This window comes from Pseudomonas sp. 05N434 (assembly GCF_056396965.1).
The window spans coordinates 1-14,209 of record NZ_JBFTMK010000094.1; the positions used below are offsets into that span (position 1 = coordinate 1).

At 58.4% G+C, this 14,209-nt stretch carries 20 protein-coding genes; 12 read left to right on the plus strand and 8 right to left on the minus strand.

What is annotated here, in order from left to right; translation table 11 throughout:
• The 6 genes from AC1DLB_RS08775 to AC1DLB_RS08800 form a co-directional block, all read left to right on the plus strand.
• Window positions 1-646, plus strand: a 646-nt coding sequence (locus AC1DLB_RS08775) for an acetyl-CoA hydrolase/transferase C-terminal domain-containing protein (RefSeq protein WP_477784880.1), incomplete at its 5' end; no start/stop codon positions are given.
• A gap of 325 nt (window positions 647-971) precedes the next feature.
• The gene (locus AC1DLB_RS08780; RefSeq protein ID WP_018927231.1) at window positions 972-1,187 is read left to right on the plus strand and encodes a DUF1127 domain-containing protein; all 216 of its coding nucleotides are present in this window, start codon (window positions 972-974) and stop codon (window positions 1,185-1,187) included.
• 340 nt (window positions 1,188-1,527) lie between these two features.
• On the plus strand, window positions 1,528-1,845 hold the full coding sequence (locus AC1DLB_RS08785) for a DUF2388 domain-containing protein (protein WP_064615713.1): 318 nt from the start codon (window positions 1,528-1,530) through the stop codon (window positions 1,843-1,845).
• A 107-nt stretch (window positions 1,846-1,952) separates the two neighbouring features.
• A complete protein-coding gene (locus AC1DLB_RS08790; RefSeq protein ID WP_018927233.1) occupies window positions 1,953-2,270 on the plus strand; it encodes a DUF2388 domain-containing protein in 318 nt (105 codons plus the stop codon).
• A gap of 27 nt (window positions 2,271-2,297) precedes the next feature.
• Window positions 2,298-2,618 (plus strand): DUF2388 domain-containing protein, encoded by a 321-nt coding sequence (locus tag AC1DLB_RS08795; RefSeq protein ID WP_111453141.1) that lies wholly within the window; start codon window positions 2,298-2,300, stop codon window positions 2,616-2,618.
• Entirely contained in the window at window positions 2,615-4,414 is a 1,800-nt protein-coding gene (locus tag AC1DLB_RS08800; protein WP_477784881.1) for a DUF7844 domain-containing protein, read from the plus strand. The genes AC1DLB_RS08795 and AC1DLB_RS08800 overlap by 4 nt, the downstream gene beginning before the upstream one ends.
• 87 nt (window positions 4,415-4,501) lie before the next feature.
• On the opposite strand, the gene trpA is transcribed toward AC1DLB_RS08800, so the two are convergent.
• Both trpA and trpB read right to left on the minus strand, forming a co-directional pair.
• A complete protein-coding gene (gene trpA / locus AC1DLB_RS08805; RefSeq protein WP_018927236.1) occupies window positions 4,502-5,314 on the minus strand; it encodes a tryptophan synthase subunit alpha in 813 nt (270 codons plus the stop codon).
• Window positions 5,314-6,549, minus strand: coding sequence for a tryptophan synthase subunit beta (gene trpB / locus AC1DLB_RS08810; protein ID WP_477784882.1), 1,236 nt, complete (start codon window positions 6,547-6,549; stop codon window positions 5,314-5,316). The genes trpA and trpB overlap by 1 nt, the downstream gene beginning before the upstream one ends.
• 112 nt (window positions 6,550-6,661) lie before the next feature.
• On the opposite strand from trpB, the gene AC1DLB_RS08815 reads away from it, so the two are divergent.
• Entirely contained in the window at window positions 6,662-7,555 is an 894-nt protein-coding gene (locus tag AC1DLB_RS08815; RefSeq protein WP_477743514.1) for a LysR family transcriptional regulator, read from the plus strand.
• Here the strand turns inward: AC1DLB_RS08815 and AC1DLB_RS08820 are convergent.
• Window positions 7,552-7,878 (minus strand): ElaB/YgaM/YqjD family protein, encoded by a 327-nt coding sequence (locus tag AC1DLB_RS08820; RefSeq protein WP_018927239.1) that lies wholly within the window; start codon window positions 7,876-7,878, stop codon window positions 7,552-7,554. The two genes, AC1DLB_RS08815 and AC1DLB_RS08820, sit on opposite strands and share 4 nt — an antisense overlap.
• 156 nt (window positions 7,879-8,034) lie before the next feature.
• Here AC1DLB_RS08820 and AC1DLB_RS08825 point away from each other — a divergent pair, with 156 nt between their 5' ends.
• Window positions 8,035-8,250 carry a dodecin gene (locus AC1DLB_RS08825; RefSeq protein ID WP_018927240.1) on the plus strand — a complete coding sequence of 72 codons (216 nt, stop codon included), beginning with the start codon at window positions 8,035-8,037 and terminating at the stop codon, window positions 8,248-8,250.
• Window positions 8,251-8,376: 126 nt separating this feature from the next.
• Window positions 8,377-8,601, plus strand: coding sequence for a DUF1161 domain-containing protein (locus AC1DLB_RS08830; RefSeq protein WP_018927241.1), 225 nt, complete (start codon window positions 8,377-8,379; stop codon window positions 8,599-8,601).
• A gap of 62 nt (window positions 8,602-8,663) precedes the next feature.
• Here AC1DLB_RS08830 and AC1DLB_RS08835 read toward each other — a convergent pair whose 3' ends face one another.
• A complete protein-coding gene (locus AC1DLB_RS08835; RefSeq protein ID WP_064615703.1) occupies window positions 8,664-9,665 on the minus strand; it encodes an LLM class flavin-dependent oxidoreductase in 1,002 nt (333 codons plus the stop codon).
• Window positions 9,666-9,903: 238 nt separating this feature from the next.
• Here AC1DLB_RS08835 and AC1DLB_RS08840 point away from each other — a divergent pair, with 238 nt between their 5' ends.
• Window positions 9,904-10,335 (plus strand): OsmC family protein, encoded by a 432-nt coding sequence (locus AC1DLB_RS08840; RefSeq protein ID WP_008152515.1) that lies wholly within the window; start codon window positions 9,904-9,906, stop codon window positions 10,333-10,335.
• Window positions 10,336-10,513: 178 nt separating this feature from the next.
• Window positions 10,514-10,747 carry a DUF1161 domain-containing protein gene (locus tag AC1DLB_RS08845; RefSeq protein WP_018927243.1) on the plus strand — a complete coding sequence of 78 codons (234 nt, stop codon included), beginning with the start codon at window positions 10,514-10,516 and terminating at the stop codon, window positions 10,745-10,747.
• A gap of 6 nt (window positions 10,748-10,753) precedes the next feature.
• Here AC1DLB_RS08845 and AC1DLB_RS08850 read toward each other — a convergent pair whose 3' ends face one another.
• On the minus strand, window positions 10,754-11,173 hold the full coding sequence (locus AC1DLB_RS08850) for a PA0061/PA0062 family lipoprotein (protein WP_064615701.1): 420 nt from the start codon (window positions 11,171-11,173) through the stop codon (window positions 10,754-10,756).
• Window positions 11,174-11,213: 40 nt separating this feature from the next.
• Window positions 11,214-11,630 (minus strand): PA0061/PA0062 family lipoprotein, encoded by a 417-nt coding sequence (locus AC1DLB_RS08855; protein ID WP_018927245.1) that lies wholly within the window; start codon window positions 11,628-11,630, stop codon window positions 11,214-11,216.
• Between the two features lie 59 nt (window positions 11,631-11,689).
• Between AC1DLB_RS08855 and AC1DLB_RS08860 the strand changes: the two genes are divergently transcribed.
• A complete protein-coding gene (locus AC1DLB_RS08860) occupies window positions 11,690-12,781 on the plus strand; it encodes an aminopeptidase (RefSeq protein ID WP_477784883.1) in 1,092 nt (363 codons plus the stop codon).
• A 38-nt stretch (window positions 12,782-12,819) separates the two neighbouring features.
• Here the strand turns inward: AC1DLB_RS08860 and AC1DLB_RS08865 are convergent, their stop codons facing one another.
• Together AC1DLB_RS08865 and AC1DLB_RS08870 are read right to left on the minus strand one after the other, a co-directional pair.
• Window positions 12,820-13,470, minus strand: coding sequence for an HAD family hydrolase (locus AC1DLB_RS08865; RefSeq protein WP_086945262.1), 651 nt, complete (start codon window positions 13,468-13,470; stop codon window positions 12,820-12,822).
• 45 nt (window positions 13,471-13,515) lie between these two features.
• Entirely contained in the window at window positions 13,516-14,061 is a 546-nt protein-coding gene (locus AC1DLB_RS08870) for a gamma carbonic anhydrase family protein (RefSeq protein ID WP_007940736.1), read from the minus strand.
• Window positions 14,062-14,209 lie beyond the last annotated feature (148 nt).

The window sequence follows — 14,209 nt, forward strand, 5'->3', positions numbered from 1 at the left end:
GACTATGTACTCCGAAGTGCTGCAGGATTCGACTTTCGATTTGATCGACGCCGGCAAGTTGAGCTTCGCTTCGGGCAGTTCGATCACCCTGTCGAGCCGGCGCAATGCCGATGTATTCGGGAATCTGGAGCACTATAAGGACAAGCTGGTGCTGCGCCCCCAGGAAATCTCCAATCACCCCGAAGTGGTGCGGCGCCTGGGCATCATCGGCATCAACACCGCGCTGGAGTTCGACCTGTACGGCAACGTCAACTCCACTCACGTCTGCGGCACGCGGATGATGAATGGCATCGGCGGCTCGGGCGACTTCGCGCGCAATGCGCACCTGGCGATTTTTGTCACCAAGTCGATCGCCAAGGGCGGGGCGATTTCCAGCGTGGTCCCCATGGTCAGCCACGTCGACCACACAGAACATGACGTCGATATTCTCGTGACCGAGATCGGCCTGGCCGACCTCCGTGGCCTGGCCCCGCGCGAGCGGGCCCGCGTCATTATCGATAACTGTGTTCACCCGGACTATCGCCAGGCCCTGAATGACTACTTCACTGCTGCTTGCGCAGTCGGCGGGCATACCCCGCATATCCTGCGTGACGCACTGAGCTGGCACATAAACCTGGAAGAAACCGGGCGCATGCTGGCGGTGTAATTGATACAGATAGCAGCTGACGCAAACACAGTTTCGTCAGCTTGCTATTGGAGTATTCTTTTCAATCAAAAACTGTACTGCTGTACCGGTCTTTTCCTACCGTAATTGCCTACCTTTTCCAGCCCAAGCCCTACAAATGCACCATAATGGTGCTGATAGGTACAGTTGCCTCAATTTAGACCAGTACACCACCGTTTAACAGTTAACTGGTCTCTCACAATACAGGTGAACTGTATCTACAGAGACTGGCCAAACGAGAGGATCATTGGCATCAGTCAAAGTTAAACCACTACCTAATCCCGCCATAAGCGGAAGGATGTCAACCATGGAACGTACACTCAGTTCCGAACTGTTCTTCGAAGACACTGCTGCAAAAACCCAGGCTTCCCTGCCTTTGCGCGTTATCGCCAACCTGATGCTGTGGCAGCGCCGCATCTCCAGCCGCCATCAACTGGCTCGCCTGGATTCGCGTCTGCTGGCTGACGCCGGGATTAGCGAAGCACAACGCTACGAAGAGCTGAGCAAGCCGTTCTGGCGCTAAGTTAGCGTCGCTGGCTCTGACCCACCGGGTCCACCGCCAGCAACCCGAATTGAACAAACAGAACCCGTCGTGGGAAACCACGACGGGTTTTGTCGTTTTAGGGCTTCATATTGGGGGCGTACAGAAGAGAAAACTACCGACAGTTACAGTTTTTAAATATATAAAAACAACCAGTACAGTTTATTCTAAGGGTGTCTGCGCTCGCCTGCATGAACAAGCGGGACTATTCTAACCGATGTACGCAGGCCTAATATCTGTATAAAACGTGGCGAACGCTTTAAGACGATAGGCGTCTGATCCTTTGCCACCTCTCTATCGGTCTATCCAAAGGAGCTACCTCATGTCCCCCCTTCGCCTGCTCAGCGCTGCAGCCCTGCTTGCCATGGCTGCCAATGCCCACGCCTCCAGTTTTATCGTGACCACCGACTCCATCGTTAATGGCCTGAAGGCTTCCTCCGACGCGACTTCGGATGTCTCGTCCTCCTTTCGCGACAACAAAATCGTCCGTGCTGCCCGTGACGATGCCGCCAGCTTCGTTGCCAGTGAAGGTGCCATCCGTGGCGTGAAACTGGAAAGCGCGCTCAACCATATCCGCCAACAGGCTCCACAACTGAATGCGACCGACGCACAGCTGGCCCAGGCCATCCTGACGATCTAGGCAACTGCGCTGAACCGGGACACGCCCGTCGTGTCCCGATGTTTCGACGCTGGCTCTAGTCCGGGCATTGCGCTAGCCTTGGGGCTCGCTTTCAGCTATCGAGCCTCATGCGTTTTCTTTCAAGTCTGTTGATCACTCCGGTTTTTCTCGCGGCCTGCTGGTCGGGTTCGGCCCATGCCTTCGACGCTTTCAACCTGTCCACACAAGGCACCGTAGCCAGTGGTTACGCCACCAGCATGGTGACCTCCGCGCCCTTCGACCATAAAATGCTGATCGCCGCCCGGGATGACGCTGCAGCGTTCATCGCCAGTGACGGCCAACTGCGAGGAGCACAACTGGAATCGGCCTTGATCTACCTGCGCCGGACCCAGCCAAAACTTCATGCCAGCGACCTTGAACTGGCGCAGGCAATTCTCGTCCAATAGTTATCCTTGTTTCTCCGGAGTCACTCCATGCGTAGCCCGCTGATTGCTGCCACCCTTGGCCTGCTGCTATTGGCCGACGTGGCCCAGGCCCACACCCTGGTAGCCACCAGCAACATGATCATTCGTGCCTCCCAGCGCACGCTTGATTTCACTTCCGATACCACCACGTCCATCCGCGATTCGAAGATCGTCCGTGAAGCCCACGACGATGCGGCCAGTTTCGTCGCCAGCGAGGGTGAAATCCGTGGTGCACACCTGGAAGCGGCCTTCGATACCTTGCGCACCCGCGTACCGGAAGCCCGCGACGCCAGTGATCAGGTTCTCGCCGAAGCCGTCCTCGCACTGTGAAATCACTAAGCGCCTGGCTGCTGGCCGGGGTTGTGTTGCTGCTTGGCAGCACGGCCCAGGCCGGCTTGCAATTGCGGCTCAAGACCGACGGCCTGAGCCCCGCGCAACAGCAGGCCAGTCAGGCGCTGCTCGATGAAGCCATGCAGGCGTTACCGCCACGCTTCACCGAGCAGCTGGACCGGCACATCGATGTCGGCTGGACCGACAACATGCCGAGCAATGCCTATGGCCAGGCATCGCTGGTGTCCGAGCTCGACCTGAATCGCAACCTGCTCGCCAGCCTCACCGACGGCAGCGCCGCGACCAAAAAAACCTATCGTCCCCACGGCACCGTGCGTCAGGAACTGCTCGCCACGGTGTTGCACGAGCTCACCCACATCTACGACCGCGCACGCCTGTGGCCGGACGCCGAGCGCACACTGATCCAGCGCTGCACACAACGCAGCCCGGACATCTACGAGACGAGCAGCCCGAAGGAGTTCGTCGCGGTCAACATGGAGTACTTCCTCCTCGACCCAAGCTATGCCTGCCGTCGCCCTGCGCTGTATCGCTACTACAAAGAACACTTCGGCTGGGCGCCCGCCGCCAAAGACACCTGCGCCCGATCATTCGCCTTCCTCAATGCCGGTAATGATTTCGCCAAACAGCCCTTGGGCCAGGTCGATCCGGAACGGGTGTATGCCGTCGACTATCTGCTGGCAGAAGCCAACCAGAACTGGGTCAGCCGCTGGGGTCACAGCATGCTGCGACTGGTGATCTGCGCGCCCGGTCGGCCTCGCGGGCCGGATTGCCGCCTCGATCTGGATCAACATCTGGTGCTGTCCTACCGCGCCTTCGTCGGTGACGTACAGTTGTCGAGTTGGGATGGGCTGGTGGGCAAATACCCATCGCGCCTGTTTGTGTTGCCGCTGGCCCAGGTGATCGACGAATACACCAAGACCGAACTGCGCAGCCTGGCCTCGGTGCCGCTGAACCTGTCGCGCAGCGAGATCGAAGACGTGGTGGAGCACGCCGCCGAGATGCACTGGAGTTACGACGGCAATTACTTCTTCCTGTCCAACAACTGCGCCGTGGAAAGCCTGAAACTGCTGCGCAGCGGCAGCAATAATGCCCAGCTGACAGGGCTCGACAGCATCATGCCCAACGGCTTGCTGGAAGTACTCAAGAGCCGCGGACTGGCGGATACCAGCGTGCTCGACGACCCTCGCGAAGCGTTACGCCTGGGCTATCGCTTCGACTCCTTCCGCGAGYGTTATCAAGCGATGTTCGAGGTGCTGAAAAAGCACTTGCCGATCAAGCAGGAAAAGGTCGAAGACTGGCTGGCATTGAAAGCTGATGAGCGCCGCAAATGGATTGACCAGGCGGACCTGCGCACCAGCGCGGCATTGCTGTTACTGGAGCAGGCGAGCTTCCGCCAACAATTAGTATTGGCCCAGGACGAAGTCAAACAGCGCTACCTGGGCGCTCGGGAATTGAACAACGGCGGCATGGATAAAGCCAACGCCACCTTGCAGCAGATTCTCGCCAATAGCGGCTTCCTCAGCCGTCCGGCCGAACTGCTCGGCACCGGTGGCTATGGTTTGCCGCAGCCGAACGAGTGGACACGCCTGGAGTCGGAAAGCAATCTGCGTCAGAAGCAGCTTCAAGTGCTGACCGGGGACCTCGACAAGGAAGTGCGAGCGCTGCTCGAGCCAAGCCGCGCTGCTGAAATGGCCGCCAACGAAGAGAACCTGAAACAGGTTGGCGAACATTTGAGGAAGTTGCACAAGGCTGCGGGTGGGTTGGAGTTGCCCTGAAAGCAAAAAGGGCTTCAGAACATAGTCCTGAAGCCCTCGGTCTTGCTGTATGTGCTGTGCCGCGAGGCACTAATTCCTCTCTTACTTTCAGCTGACCCGCGCTTTACGCACGCCGTCGGACAAGGCCGCGCACAGGCTGAGTACGCCCTCCACAGCCTGATCAGGGGTCGAGGCGTTGGCGATGTGATCAATCAGCGCCGACCCCACCACCACACCATCAGCCAGACGCGCGATGGCCGCTGCCTGTTCCGGTGTGCGAATACCGAAGCCGATGCTGATCGGCAGATCGGTATGGCGACGCAGACGGGTGACGGCCTCTTCGACATGTTCCAGAGTCGCCGCGCCCGCACCGGTCACACCCGCCACAGACACGTAGTAAACAAATCCGGAACTGCCATTCAGTACGGTCGGCAGACGCCCATCGTCAGTCGTCGGAGTGGTCAGACGGATGAAGTCCAGGCCCGCCGCCTGTGCCGGGTCGCACAATTCAGCGTTATGTTCTGGCGGCATGTCGACCACGATCAGGCCATCGACACCGGCTTCTTTGGCTTCAGCGATGAAACGCGGCACGCCGTACATGTGAATCGGGTTGAAGTAACCCATCAACACCAGCGGAGTCTCGCTGTTGCCTTTGCGGAACTCGCGAACCATTTGCAGGGTTTTCGCCAGGTTCTGCTTGGCGCCCAAGGCACGAATGTTGGCCAACTGGATCGCCGGACCATCGGCCATCGGATCAGTGAAGGGCATGCCCAACTCGATCACGTCGGCGCCGGCACCGGGCAAGCCTTTGAGGATCGCCAGGGACGTGTCATAGCTCGGATCGCCGGCGGTCACGAAGGTCACCAGGGCGGCGCGGTTCTGTTCCTTGAGTTCGGCAAAACGCGTTTGCAGGCGGCTCATCAGTGTTTCTCCTGCTTGGACTGCACTTGTTGAGAGTTTTCCATGTGGTGCATCACGGTTTGCATGTCTTTGTCGCCACGGCCGGACAGGTTGACCACCATCAGGTGATCTTTCGGCAGGGTCGGTGCGCGCTTGAACACTTCGGCCAGGGCATGGGCGCTTTCCAGTGCAGGAATAATCCCTTCCAGGCGGCAGCACTTATGGAATGCATCGAGGGCTTCGTCGTCGGTCACCGAGGTGTACTGGACGCGGCCGATGTCATGCAACCAGGCGTGTTCCGGGCCGATGCCTGGATAGTCGAGACCGGCTGAAATCGAGTGCGCGTCAATGATCTGGCCATCATCGTCCTGCAACRGGAACGTACGGTTACCGTGCAGCACGCCTGGTACGCCACCGTTCAGGCTGGCCGCGTGTTTGCCGGTTTCGATGCCGTAACCGGCCGCTTCGACGCCGATGATCTCGACGCTCTTATCATCGAGGAACGGGTGGAACAGGCCCATGGCATTGGAACCACCGCCGATGCACGCCACCAGGCTGTCTGGCAGACGACCTTCCTGGGCTTGCAACTGCTCGCGGGTTTCCTTGCCGATGACGGCCTGGAAGTCGCGAACCATGGCCGGGTACGGGTGCGGACCGGCCACGGTGCCGATCAGGTAGAAGGTGCTGTCGACGTTGGTCACCCAGTCACGCAGGGCTTCGTTCATTGCGTCTTTGAGGGTGCCGGTGCCCGCGACTACCGGGATCACTTCGGCGCCCAGCAGCTTCATGCGAAACACGTTGGCTTGCTGACGTTCGATGTCAGTGGTACCCATGTAGATCACGCATTCGAGGCCGAAACGCGCGGCCACGGTGGCGGTCGCCACGCCGTGCATGCCGGCGCCGGTCTCGGCGATGATGCGTTTCTTGCCCATGCGCCGCGCCAGCAGGATCTGGCCGATGCAGTTGTTGATCTTGTGCGCGCCGGTGTGGTTCAGCTCTTCGCGCTTGAGGTAAATTTTCGCGCCACCGCAGAACTCAGTCAGGCGTTCGGCGAAATACAGTGGGCTTGGACGTCCGACGTAATCACGCTGAAAGTAGGCCAATTCTTCTTTGAATGCCGGATCTTCCTTGGCTGCTTCGTATTCACGGGCCAGATCGAGGATCAACGGCATCAGGGTTTCGGCGACGTAACGGCCACCGAACGCGCCAAACAGGCCGTTGGCGTCGGGGCCGTTGCGCAGATTAGTCTGGGTCATGGGTCGCTCCAGTTGTATTCGAGAGGTGACGATGGGGTTCACTCTACCCCTGACATCCCACGCTGAAAACCGATAAGATCGCCGCAACCTGTCAGGAAAACTCACAGATCCCATGAGCCATGACCTCCCCCCGCTGAACGCGCTTCGCGCCTTCGAAGCCACTGCCCGCCTGAACAGCGTCAGTCAGGCTGCCGAACAGCTGCACGTCACCCATGGCGCGGTCAGCCGGCAACTCAAGGTACTGGAGGAACACCTCGGCGTGAGCCTGTTCTTCAAGGATGGACGCGGCCTTAAACTCACAGATGCCGGCGTTCGATTGCGCGATGCCAGCGGCGAAGCCTTCGAGCGTTTGCGCAGCGTTTGCGCCGAGCTGACCCAAAGCACCGCCGATGCGCCGTTCGTGCTCGGCTGCTCGGGCAGTCTTTTGGCGCGCTGGTTCATTCCGCGTTTGGGGCGCCTGAATGCGGACCTGCCGGATCTGCGCTTGCACCTGTCGGCTGGCGAAGGCGATCTCGATCCACGACGGCCCGGTCTGGATGCCCTGCTGGTGTTTGCCGAGCCGCCGTGGCCGGCGGATATGCAGGTCTACGAGTTGGTGAGCGAACGCATCGGCCCGGTCATGAGCCCGCGATTTGCCGGCTACGAAAGGCTACGAAACGCACCAGCAAGCACACTGTTGAGCGAACCCTTGCTGCACACCACCTCACGTCCGCAAGCCTGGCCGATCTGGGCACAGCAAAGCGGCCTCGACGACAAGGCGCTGAAGTACGGTCAGGGCTTCGAGCATTTGTATTATTTGCTGGAAGCGGCAGTGGCCGGGCTGGGCGTGGCCATCGCGCCCGAGCCGCTGGTGGCCGAAGACGTGAAGGCCGGTCGCCTGGTTGCGCCATGGGGCTTCCGTGAAACCCCGGCGCAACTGGCGTTGTGGCTCCCCAAGCGCGCCGCGGACGGGCGCGCTCGGCAGTTGGCGCAGTGGCTTAAAAACGAACTGCGCCAGACACCTTAATGACCGCGCTTGAACAATAAATAGGCCGCAAGCAATCCCAGCGCACCAACGGCAACACCGGCTGTAGTCCAAGGGTGCTCCTGGGCGTAGTCACGAGTCGCGATCCCGGTTTCACGGGTTTTGACCTTAACCTCTTCATAAGCATCGGCGAGCAGATGGCGTGAGTGTTTCAGCGCGTTCTCGGCGTTGCTTTTCAACGTCTTGATAGTTTTACGCGACTCGTCCGAGGCGTCGTCCTTCAAGCTTTCCAACGATTTCAACAGACTCTCGATCTCGGCTTCCATGCTTTGCAATGAGGCGTTGCGTAACGACGTGTTGGCCATGATGGCTCTCCTGCATTGTTGATGAGTGACGTGTGTTGGTTGGGACTTCAGGGGTTCGAGAAAGTGCAGTAAATCTGAACGTCACTACGGATTGGTCGACAGAAGAAATAAGAAAAATCACTGCTAGGCTGTATTTCACACCTCAAGGAGAACGCCATGTCTGACCATCACACCTACAAGAAAGTCGAACTGGTTGGCTCGTCCACCAGCAGCATTGAAGACGCCATCAACAATGCCTTGGCCGAAGCCAACAAAAGCCTCAAGTACATGGAATGGTTTGAAGTGACCGAAACTCGCGGGCATATCAAAGACGGCAAAGCTGCACACTTCCAGGTGACACTCAAAGTCGGGTTCCGGATTGCCAGCAGCTGAGTTTGAGCCAGCCGTCTGAACTTGCGCGACGACTGAATGCCATAGGAAACAGCAAAGCGCTACAGAATGAGCGCATCCGGTAGCTGGATGCCCTCCCTCTATTGATCCGACCAAGGAGTGCAACCCATGAAGAAGTTTATTCTGGCGGTAGGTTTGTTGAGCCTTGCGGGAACAGCCTTTGCCCAGGTCAAGTCGTGTGAAGAGCTGAAAGCCGAAATTGCTGCAAAACTGGACGCCAAGGGTGTTTCCAATTACACGCTGGAGATCGTCGACAAAGGCACTGCTGCCGGTGGAAAAGTCGTCGGAAAATGCGAGAAGGGCTCCAAGGTAATCGTTTACAAACAGGGCTGACTTCCCTCAATAACGAAAAGCCGACGCCATGGCGTCGGCTTTTTGTGGATGCCGTTTAAGTGTCAGCCCTTCATGACCTGCGCCAACAGTTCATAGGAGTGCACGCGATCGGCATGTTCATACAGGTCACAGGTGAAAATCAGTTCATCCGCCTGGGTCTGTTCGATCAGCACCTCAAGCTTGGCGCGGATTTTCTGCGGGCTGCCGACCATCGCCAGCCCCAGGAAATCACCGACCGCTTCTTTCTCATGGGGCAGCCACAGGCCGTCCATGGTCTTCACGGGTGGGCGTTGCACCAGGCTCTGGCCACGCATCAACGCAAGAATCCGCTGGTACACCGAAGTGGCCAGGTAATCGGCCTGCTCGTCGGTGTCTGCCGCCACCAGCGGCACACCGAGCATCACGTAAGGCTTATCCAACACCGCTGATGGCTTGAAGTGGTTGCGGTAGACGCGAATCGCTTCATGCATGAAGCGCGGTGCGAAATGTGAAGCGAAGGCGTAGGGCAATCCGCGCTCACCGGCCAGCTGCGCACTGAACAGGCTCGAACCCAACAACCAGACCGGGACATTGGTGCCGGTACCCGGCATGGCAATGATCCGCTGATCCGGCGTGCGTGGGCCGAGGTAGCGCATCAACTCGGCCACGTCTTCCGGGAAATCGTCGGCGCTGCCGGAACGCTCGCGACGCAAGGCGCGGGCGGTCATTTGATCGGAGCCGGGCGCGCGCCCCAGGCCCAGGTCGATCCGGCCTGGATACAGGCTTTCAAGGGTGCCGAACTGCTCGGCGATCACCAGCGGCGCATGGTTGGGCAACATCACGCCCCCCGAGCCGACACGAATGGTCGAAGTGCCACCGGCCAGATAGCCCAGCAGGACCGAGGTCGCCGAGCTGGCGATCCCGTCCATATTGTGGTGTTCGGCGACCCAAAAGCGGTTGTAGCCGAATTTTTCGACGTGCTGCGCCAGGTCCAGGGAATTGCGCAGAGACTGGGCCGCACTGCCGTTCTCGCGCACGGGCACCAGATCGAGGGTCGAAAACTTGATCTCAGACAGTCGTTTCATAAACCTGCTTCTCCAATGGGTAAGCAGGTTTTTTCACCAACGAAAACCTGCCGAGGCTATAAGCGTGTTCTATGCAATGAGGGCATATACCCGAGTTTCAATAGAAGAGACAAAATTCCTGCACGATTAGAGGACTGATCAGATGAGGTGAACTTTGCCTGACGGTCTATCCTCAGAACCCTGGTAACCGAAAACCACGAAGGCGCGACGTTTCGCGCCGGATCTTGAGGAGGCAGACATGGCTATCACAAAGAAAGCATCGGCTCATTGGGAAGGTGACCTGAAAACCGGCATTGGCTCAATCTCCACGGAAACCGGCGTACTCAGAGAAGCCCCTTACGGCTTCAAGGCCCGTTTCGAAGGCGGTAAAGGCACCAATCCGGAAGAGTTGATCGGTGCGGCCCACGCGGGCTGTTTCTCCATGGCATTTTCAATGATTCTCGGCGATGCCGGCCTCAAGGCCGACAGCATCGACACCAATGCCGAAGTCACTCTGGACCAGGTGGACGGCGGCTTTGCAATCACCGCAGTGAAACTGATCCTCAAGGCGAAAATCCCTGGGGCGACCCAGGCGCAATTCGAGGAATTGAGCAACAAGGCCAAAGAGGGCTGCCCGGTGTCCAAGGTGCTGAATGCGAAAATCAGCCTGGATGCGACGTTGGTCAGCTAAACCGATAAAAGATCGCAGCCGTCGGCAGCGCCTGGATTATTGATTGATCGGTAAGCGCTGTCGAAAGCTGCGATCTTTTTTTGCGTTGGAACAAAACATGGCTGGCGTAATTGTGGTCGAATAAATGACAGCAGCTTTAGCGCATCACCGTGCGCGCTGCCTCAAGGGAGCTTCAACCATGAAACGTTTTGCCTTGGCGGTTATCTGTTGCACGCTGGCCACATCGGCTCTCGCGGTAACCAAATCGTGTGAGGAACTCAAGGCTGAGATCGAAGCCAAGATCCAGGCCAATAACGTCTCGTCCTACACCCTGGAAATCGTCACCAACGACGAAGTGCACGATCAGAATATGGTGGTCGGCACGTGCGACGGCGGCACGAAGAAAATCATCTACCAAAAAAATGACCGTTGATTCGCCTCACATGAGGCAGTAGCTCTCGCGATCTTCGGCGACAATCTCCCGCTTGGCGTTATACAGCCGGGCGCTGGGGCTGAACGCTATGGAGCGAGCCTCCAACAGATAACGCTGGCCGGCCTCGAAATGGTCGTAATTGATGGTCAGGTAGCATATTCGCTCCAGAGGAGTGTTCAGCAACCCCGGTCCTCCGCCAAACACTTCAAAGTCAAAACGTACCCTGAGCTCATGACTACCCGGGGTGACCTGAAAGTAACGGCCATCGCTCAACCGCTGGTTGTCCAGACGATCGGCCATCAGCAGTTTCCCGCCGGGAACTGGCGTAGCGAAGTCGACCCAGGCCATCTGCGGATTGACCGCCGGCAACGGACTCGTGCAGCCGACAAAGGCACCTGCAGCGAGCAACAGCAACAACCTGCGCATGATGAATATCCCAAGGACTGATCATTCAGCATAGCGCCGATCAGGTGCGTTGGCAGCCCGCTGGCTTACCCTGCCCAATCACTTTTCGCTGCTGATCATAAAGCTTTGCCCACGGCCGAAAGCCGATATTCCCCGCTTGCAGCTGATACCGCTGCCCGGCGTTGAAGTCCTTGAATTTCACATTCAACTGGCAGTCGCGCCACAACGGCTCGGCATCGGGGCCAATGTTGGTTGGCTGGACCGCGAACAAATAGCGAACCTTCAGCTCATGGCTGCCGGGCTGCACCTGGAAGTAGCGCTTGTCGATGGACGCCTTGTCATCGACTTTCAGCGCTTGCAGCGCGGCGTCTTGTTGTAATGGATCAAGATCGATCCAGGCCTGCGAAGGATCAGGGGTGGGCAATCCGGCACAGCCGGCCAGCATCAGCAGGCCTCCCGTCAGCATCAATTTGCGCATAGCGGAGCTCCAATAGGCGGGATAGTCTTGCGGGCAGACTTTCCAGGGATTTTTTTATTTTGATCAGGCCGCGTCCAAGCCTTGGGTTACTTGATCGCGTTTTACGCATTTTGTTTCCGGGTGTTTTTCTTTTGTTGCTCAATGGCTGCGCGAGCGTCAGCTATTACGGCCAATTGGCCAGTGGTCAGCTGCACTTGCTGCGGGCCCGGGAGCCGATTGCCAATGTGATTGCCGACCCCGACCGCGATCGGCAATTGCGTGCGCACCTGGCCCAGTCACAAAAGGCCCGAACGTTCGCCAGCCAACACCTGCATCTGCCGGACAACCAGAGCTACCGCTTGTACGCCGACATCGGCCGACCGTTTGTAGTCTGGAATGTCTTCGCCACGCCGGAGTTTTCGCTGAAGCCGCAGAACCATTGCTTCCCCGTCGCCGGCTGCGTCGCTTATCGCGGTTTTTACAGTCAGAGCGCTGCTCGCGGTGAGGCCGCCTTGCAACGCCTGCAAGGTATGGACGTGTCGATCGGCGGCGTCGAGGCCTATTCGACGCTCGGTTGGTTCAACGATCCGATTATTAGCTCGATGATGGCGTGGGGCGACGAGCGGTTGGCGACGCTGATATTCCACGAACTCGCGCACCAACGTTTTTATGTGAAAGACGACACCGAGTTCAACGAGTCCTTCGCCACGTTCGTCGAACAGGAAGGCACTCGCCAATGGCGCGCATTCCGAGACATGCCGCCGGATAATGGAGCGTTGGTACGCCAACGCGACCAGTTCATCCAATTGATTCTGGACACCCGCACCCGGCTTGAACGGCTTTACGCCCTACCGCTGCCGGCCGACCAAATGCGTGAGCGAAAAGCGGCCGAGTTCGAACAACTGCGCCGTGAGTACAGGACCCTGYGTGACAGCCAATGGGCTGGCAACAATCGCTACGATGCATGGATCAACGCCCCGATGAACAACGCCCGATTATTGCCGTTTGGTTTGTATGACCAGTGGGTGCCAGCGTTTACCGCACTGTTCAGGCAGGTCGATGGTGATTGGGTGAGGTTTTATGCGGCAGTGGAGAAGGTAGGTACGTTGCCGGTTGGGGAGCGCAAGGCGGCGTTGAGGGCGTTGGCAGGATCAGCGAATTCCGGTGGCTGAACGGGCCCCTTCGCGGGCTTGCCCGCGAAGGGATTTGCTCAGCGCTGCAAAAACGCCTGATGCAACTCATCCAGCGTCTCGAAGTGATACGCCGGTGCTTCGGCGCTCAATTCTTCCCGGCTGCCAAACCCATAACCCACCGCTGCCGCGTCCAGCCCATTGCTGCGGGCACCGATCAGGTCGTGCTTACGGTCGCCGATCATCAGCGTATTGGCCGGGTCGAGACCTTCTTCGGCCATCAAGTGTGCAATCAGCTCGACCTTGTTGGTCCGCGTGCCATCCAGCTCACTGCCATAAATCATCTTGAAATGCTTGGCGAAGTCGAAGTGCCGGGCAATTTCCCGGGCGAAAACCCATGGCTTGGAGGTCGCGATGTACAGCTGCCGCCCTTGGCCACCGAGGGTTTCCAGTAGAGGCGTGACGCCGTCGAACACGCGGTTTTCATACAGGCCGGTGACCTTGAAGCGTTCACGATAGAAGTTCACTGCCTCCCAGGCCTTGGGTTCGTCGAAGTCATAGAACTGCATGAACGCCTGCAACAATGGCGGGCCAATGAAATGTTCGAGCCTGGTCAGGTCCGGTTCATCGATACCCAGTTTGCTCAGGGCGAACTGGATGGAGCGGGTGATACCTTCGCGCGGGTCGGTCAGCGTGCCATCGAGGTCGAACAGTACGGTTTGGTAATGCATGGAAATTCCTGAGCAATAGCGAGACGCTTTCCGTTATCAAGAGGCTTAGAGCTGGTCGTAGCCTTCGGCCAGATGCAGGTCCTTGAGCTTCACGTAATTCGCTGCACTGTAGGTGAAAAAGGCTTTTTCCTTGTCCGTCAGCGGCCGGATCTGTTTCACCGGGCTCCCGACATAAAGGAAACCGCTTTCCAGGCGCTTACCCGGTGGCACCAGGCTACCGGCGCCAATGATCACATCGTCCTCGACCACCGCACCGTCCATGACGATGCTGCCCATGCCGATCAGAATCCGGTTGCCCACGGCGCAACCATGAAGCATGACTTTATGCGCGATGGTCACATCGTCGCCGATCAGTAACGGAAAGCCATCGGGGTTGAATGGCCCTGCATGGGTGATGTGCAACACGCAGCCGTCCTGCACGCTGGTGCGCGCACCGATCCGGATGCGATGCATGTCGCCGCGGATCACCGTCAGCGGCCAGACGGAGCTGTCTTCGCCGATTTCGACGTCGCCGATCACCACTGCCGAGCCGTCGACAAAAGCGCCTTTGCCCAGCAGCGGCGTGTAGTTCTGATACTTGCGAAGGGTCACGATAGGGTTTCTCTCTGTTGCCGATAGCTGCGGTGAGCGTCGATTGTAATTAAGATGGGCGCATGTTTCTTCCGCATGTTTTCCAGCCAAGGTGCCAACCGTGAGCGTGAACAACCCTCTTCTGCAGTCCTACGACCTGCCGCCGTTC

Coding starts and splice junctions, on each gene's coding strand:
- AC1DLB_RS08780 (WP_018927231.1), top strand. CDS start 972: ATGGAACGTACACTCAGTTCCGAACTGTTCTTCGAAGACACTGCTGCA.
- AC1DLB_RS08785 (WP_064615713.1), top strand. CDS start 1,528: ATGTCCCCCCTTCGCCTGCTCAGCGCTGCAGCCCTGCTTGCCATGGCT.
- AC1DLB_RS08790 (WP_018927233.1), top strand. CDS start 1,953: ATGCGTTTTCTTTCAAGTCTGTTGATCACTCCGGTTTTTCTCGCGGCC.
- AC1DLB_RS08795 (WP_111453141.1), top strand. CDS start 2,298: ATGCGTAGCCCGCTGATTGCTGCCACCCTTGGCCTGCTGCTATTGGCC.
- trpA (WP_018927236.1), bottom strand. CDS start 5,314: ATGAGCCGCCTGCAAACGCGTTTTGCCGAACTCAAGGAACAGAACCGC.
- AC1DLB_RS08815 (WP_477743514.1), top strand. CDS start 6,662: ATGAGCCATGACCTCCCCCCGCTGAACGCGCTTCGCGCCTTCGAAGCC.
- AC1DLB_RS08820 (WP_018927239.1), bottom strand. CDS start 7,878: ATGGCCAACACGTCGTTACGCAACGCCTCATTGCAAAGCATGGAAGCC.
- AC1DLB_RS08825 (WP_018927240.1), top strand. CDS start 8,035: ATGTCTGACCATCACACCTACAAGAAAGTCGAACTGGTTGGCTCGTCC.
- AC1DLB_RS08830 (WP_018927241.1), top strand. CDS start 8,377: ATGAAGAAGTTTATTCTGGCGGTAGGTTTGTTGAGCCTTGCGGGAACA.
- AC1DLB_RS08835 (WP_064615703.1), bottom strand. CDS start 9,665: ATGAAACGACTGTCTGAGATCAAGTTTTCGACCCTCGATCTGGTGCCC.
- AC1DLB_RS08840 (WP_008152515.1), top strand. CDS start 9,904: ATGGCTATCACAAAGAAAGCATCGGCTCATTGGGAAGGTGACCTGAAA.
- AC1DLB_RS08845 (WP_018927243.1), top strand. CDS start 10,514: ATGAAACGTTTTGCCTTGGCGGTTATCTGTTGCACGCTGGCCACATCG.
- AC1DLB_RS08850 (WP_064615701.1), bottom strand. CDS start 11,173: ATGCGCAGGTTGTTGCTGTTGCTCGCTGCAGGTGCCTTTGTCGGCTGC.
- AC1DLB_RS08855 (WP_018927245.1), bottom strand. CDS start 11,630: ATGCGCAAATTGATGCTGACGGGAGGCCTGCTGATGCTGGCCGGCTGT.
- AC1DLB_RS08865 (WP_086945262.1), bottom strand. CDS start 13,470: ATGCATTACCAAACCGTACTGTTCGACCTCGATGGCACGCTGACCGAC.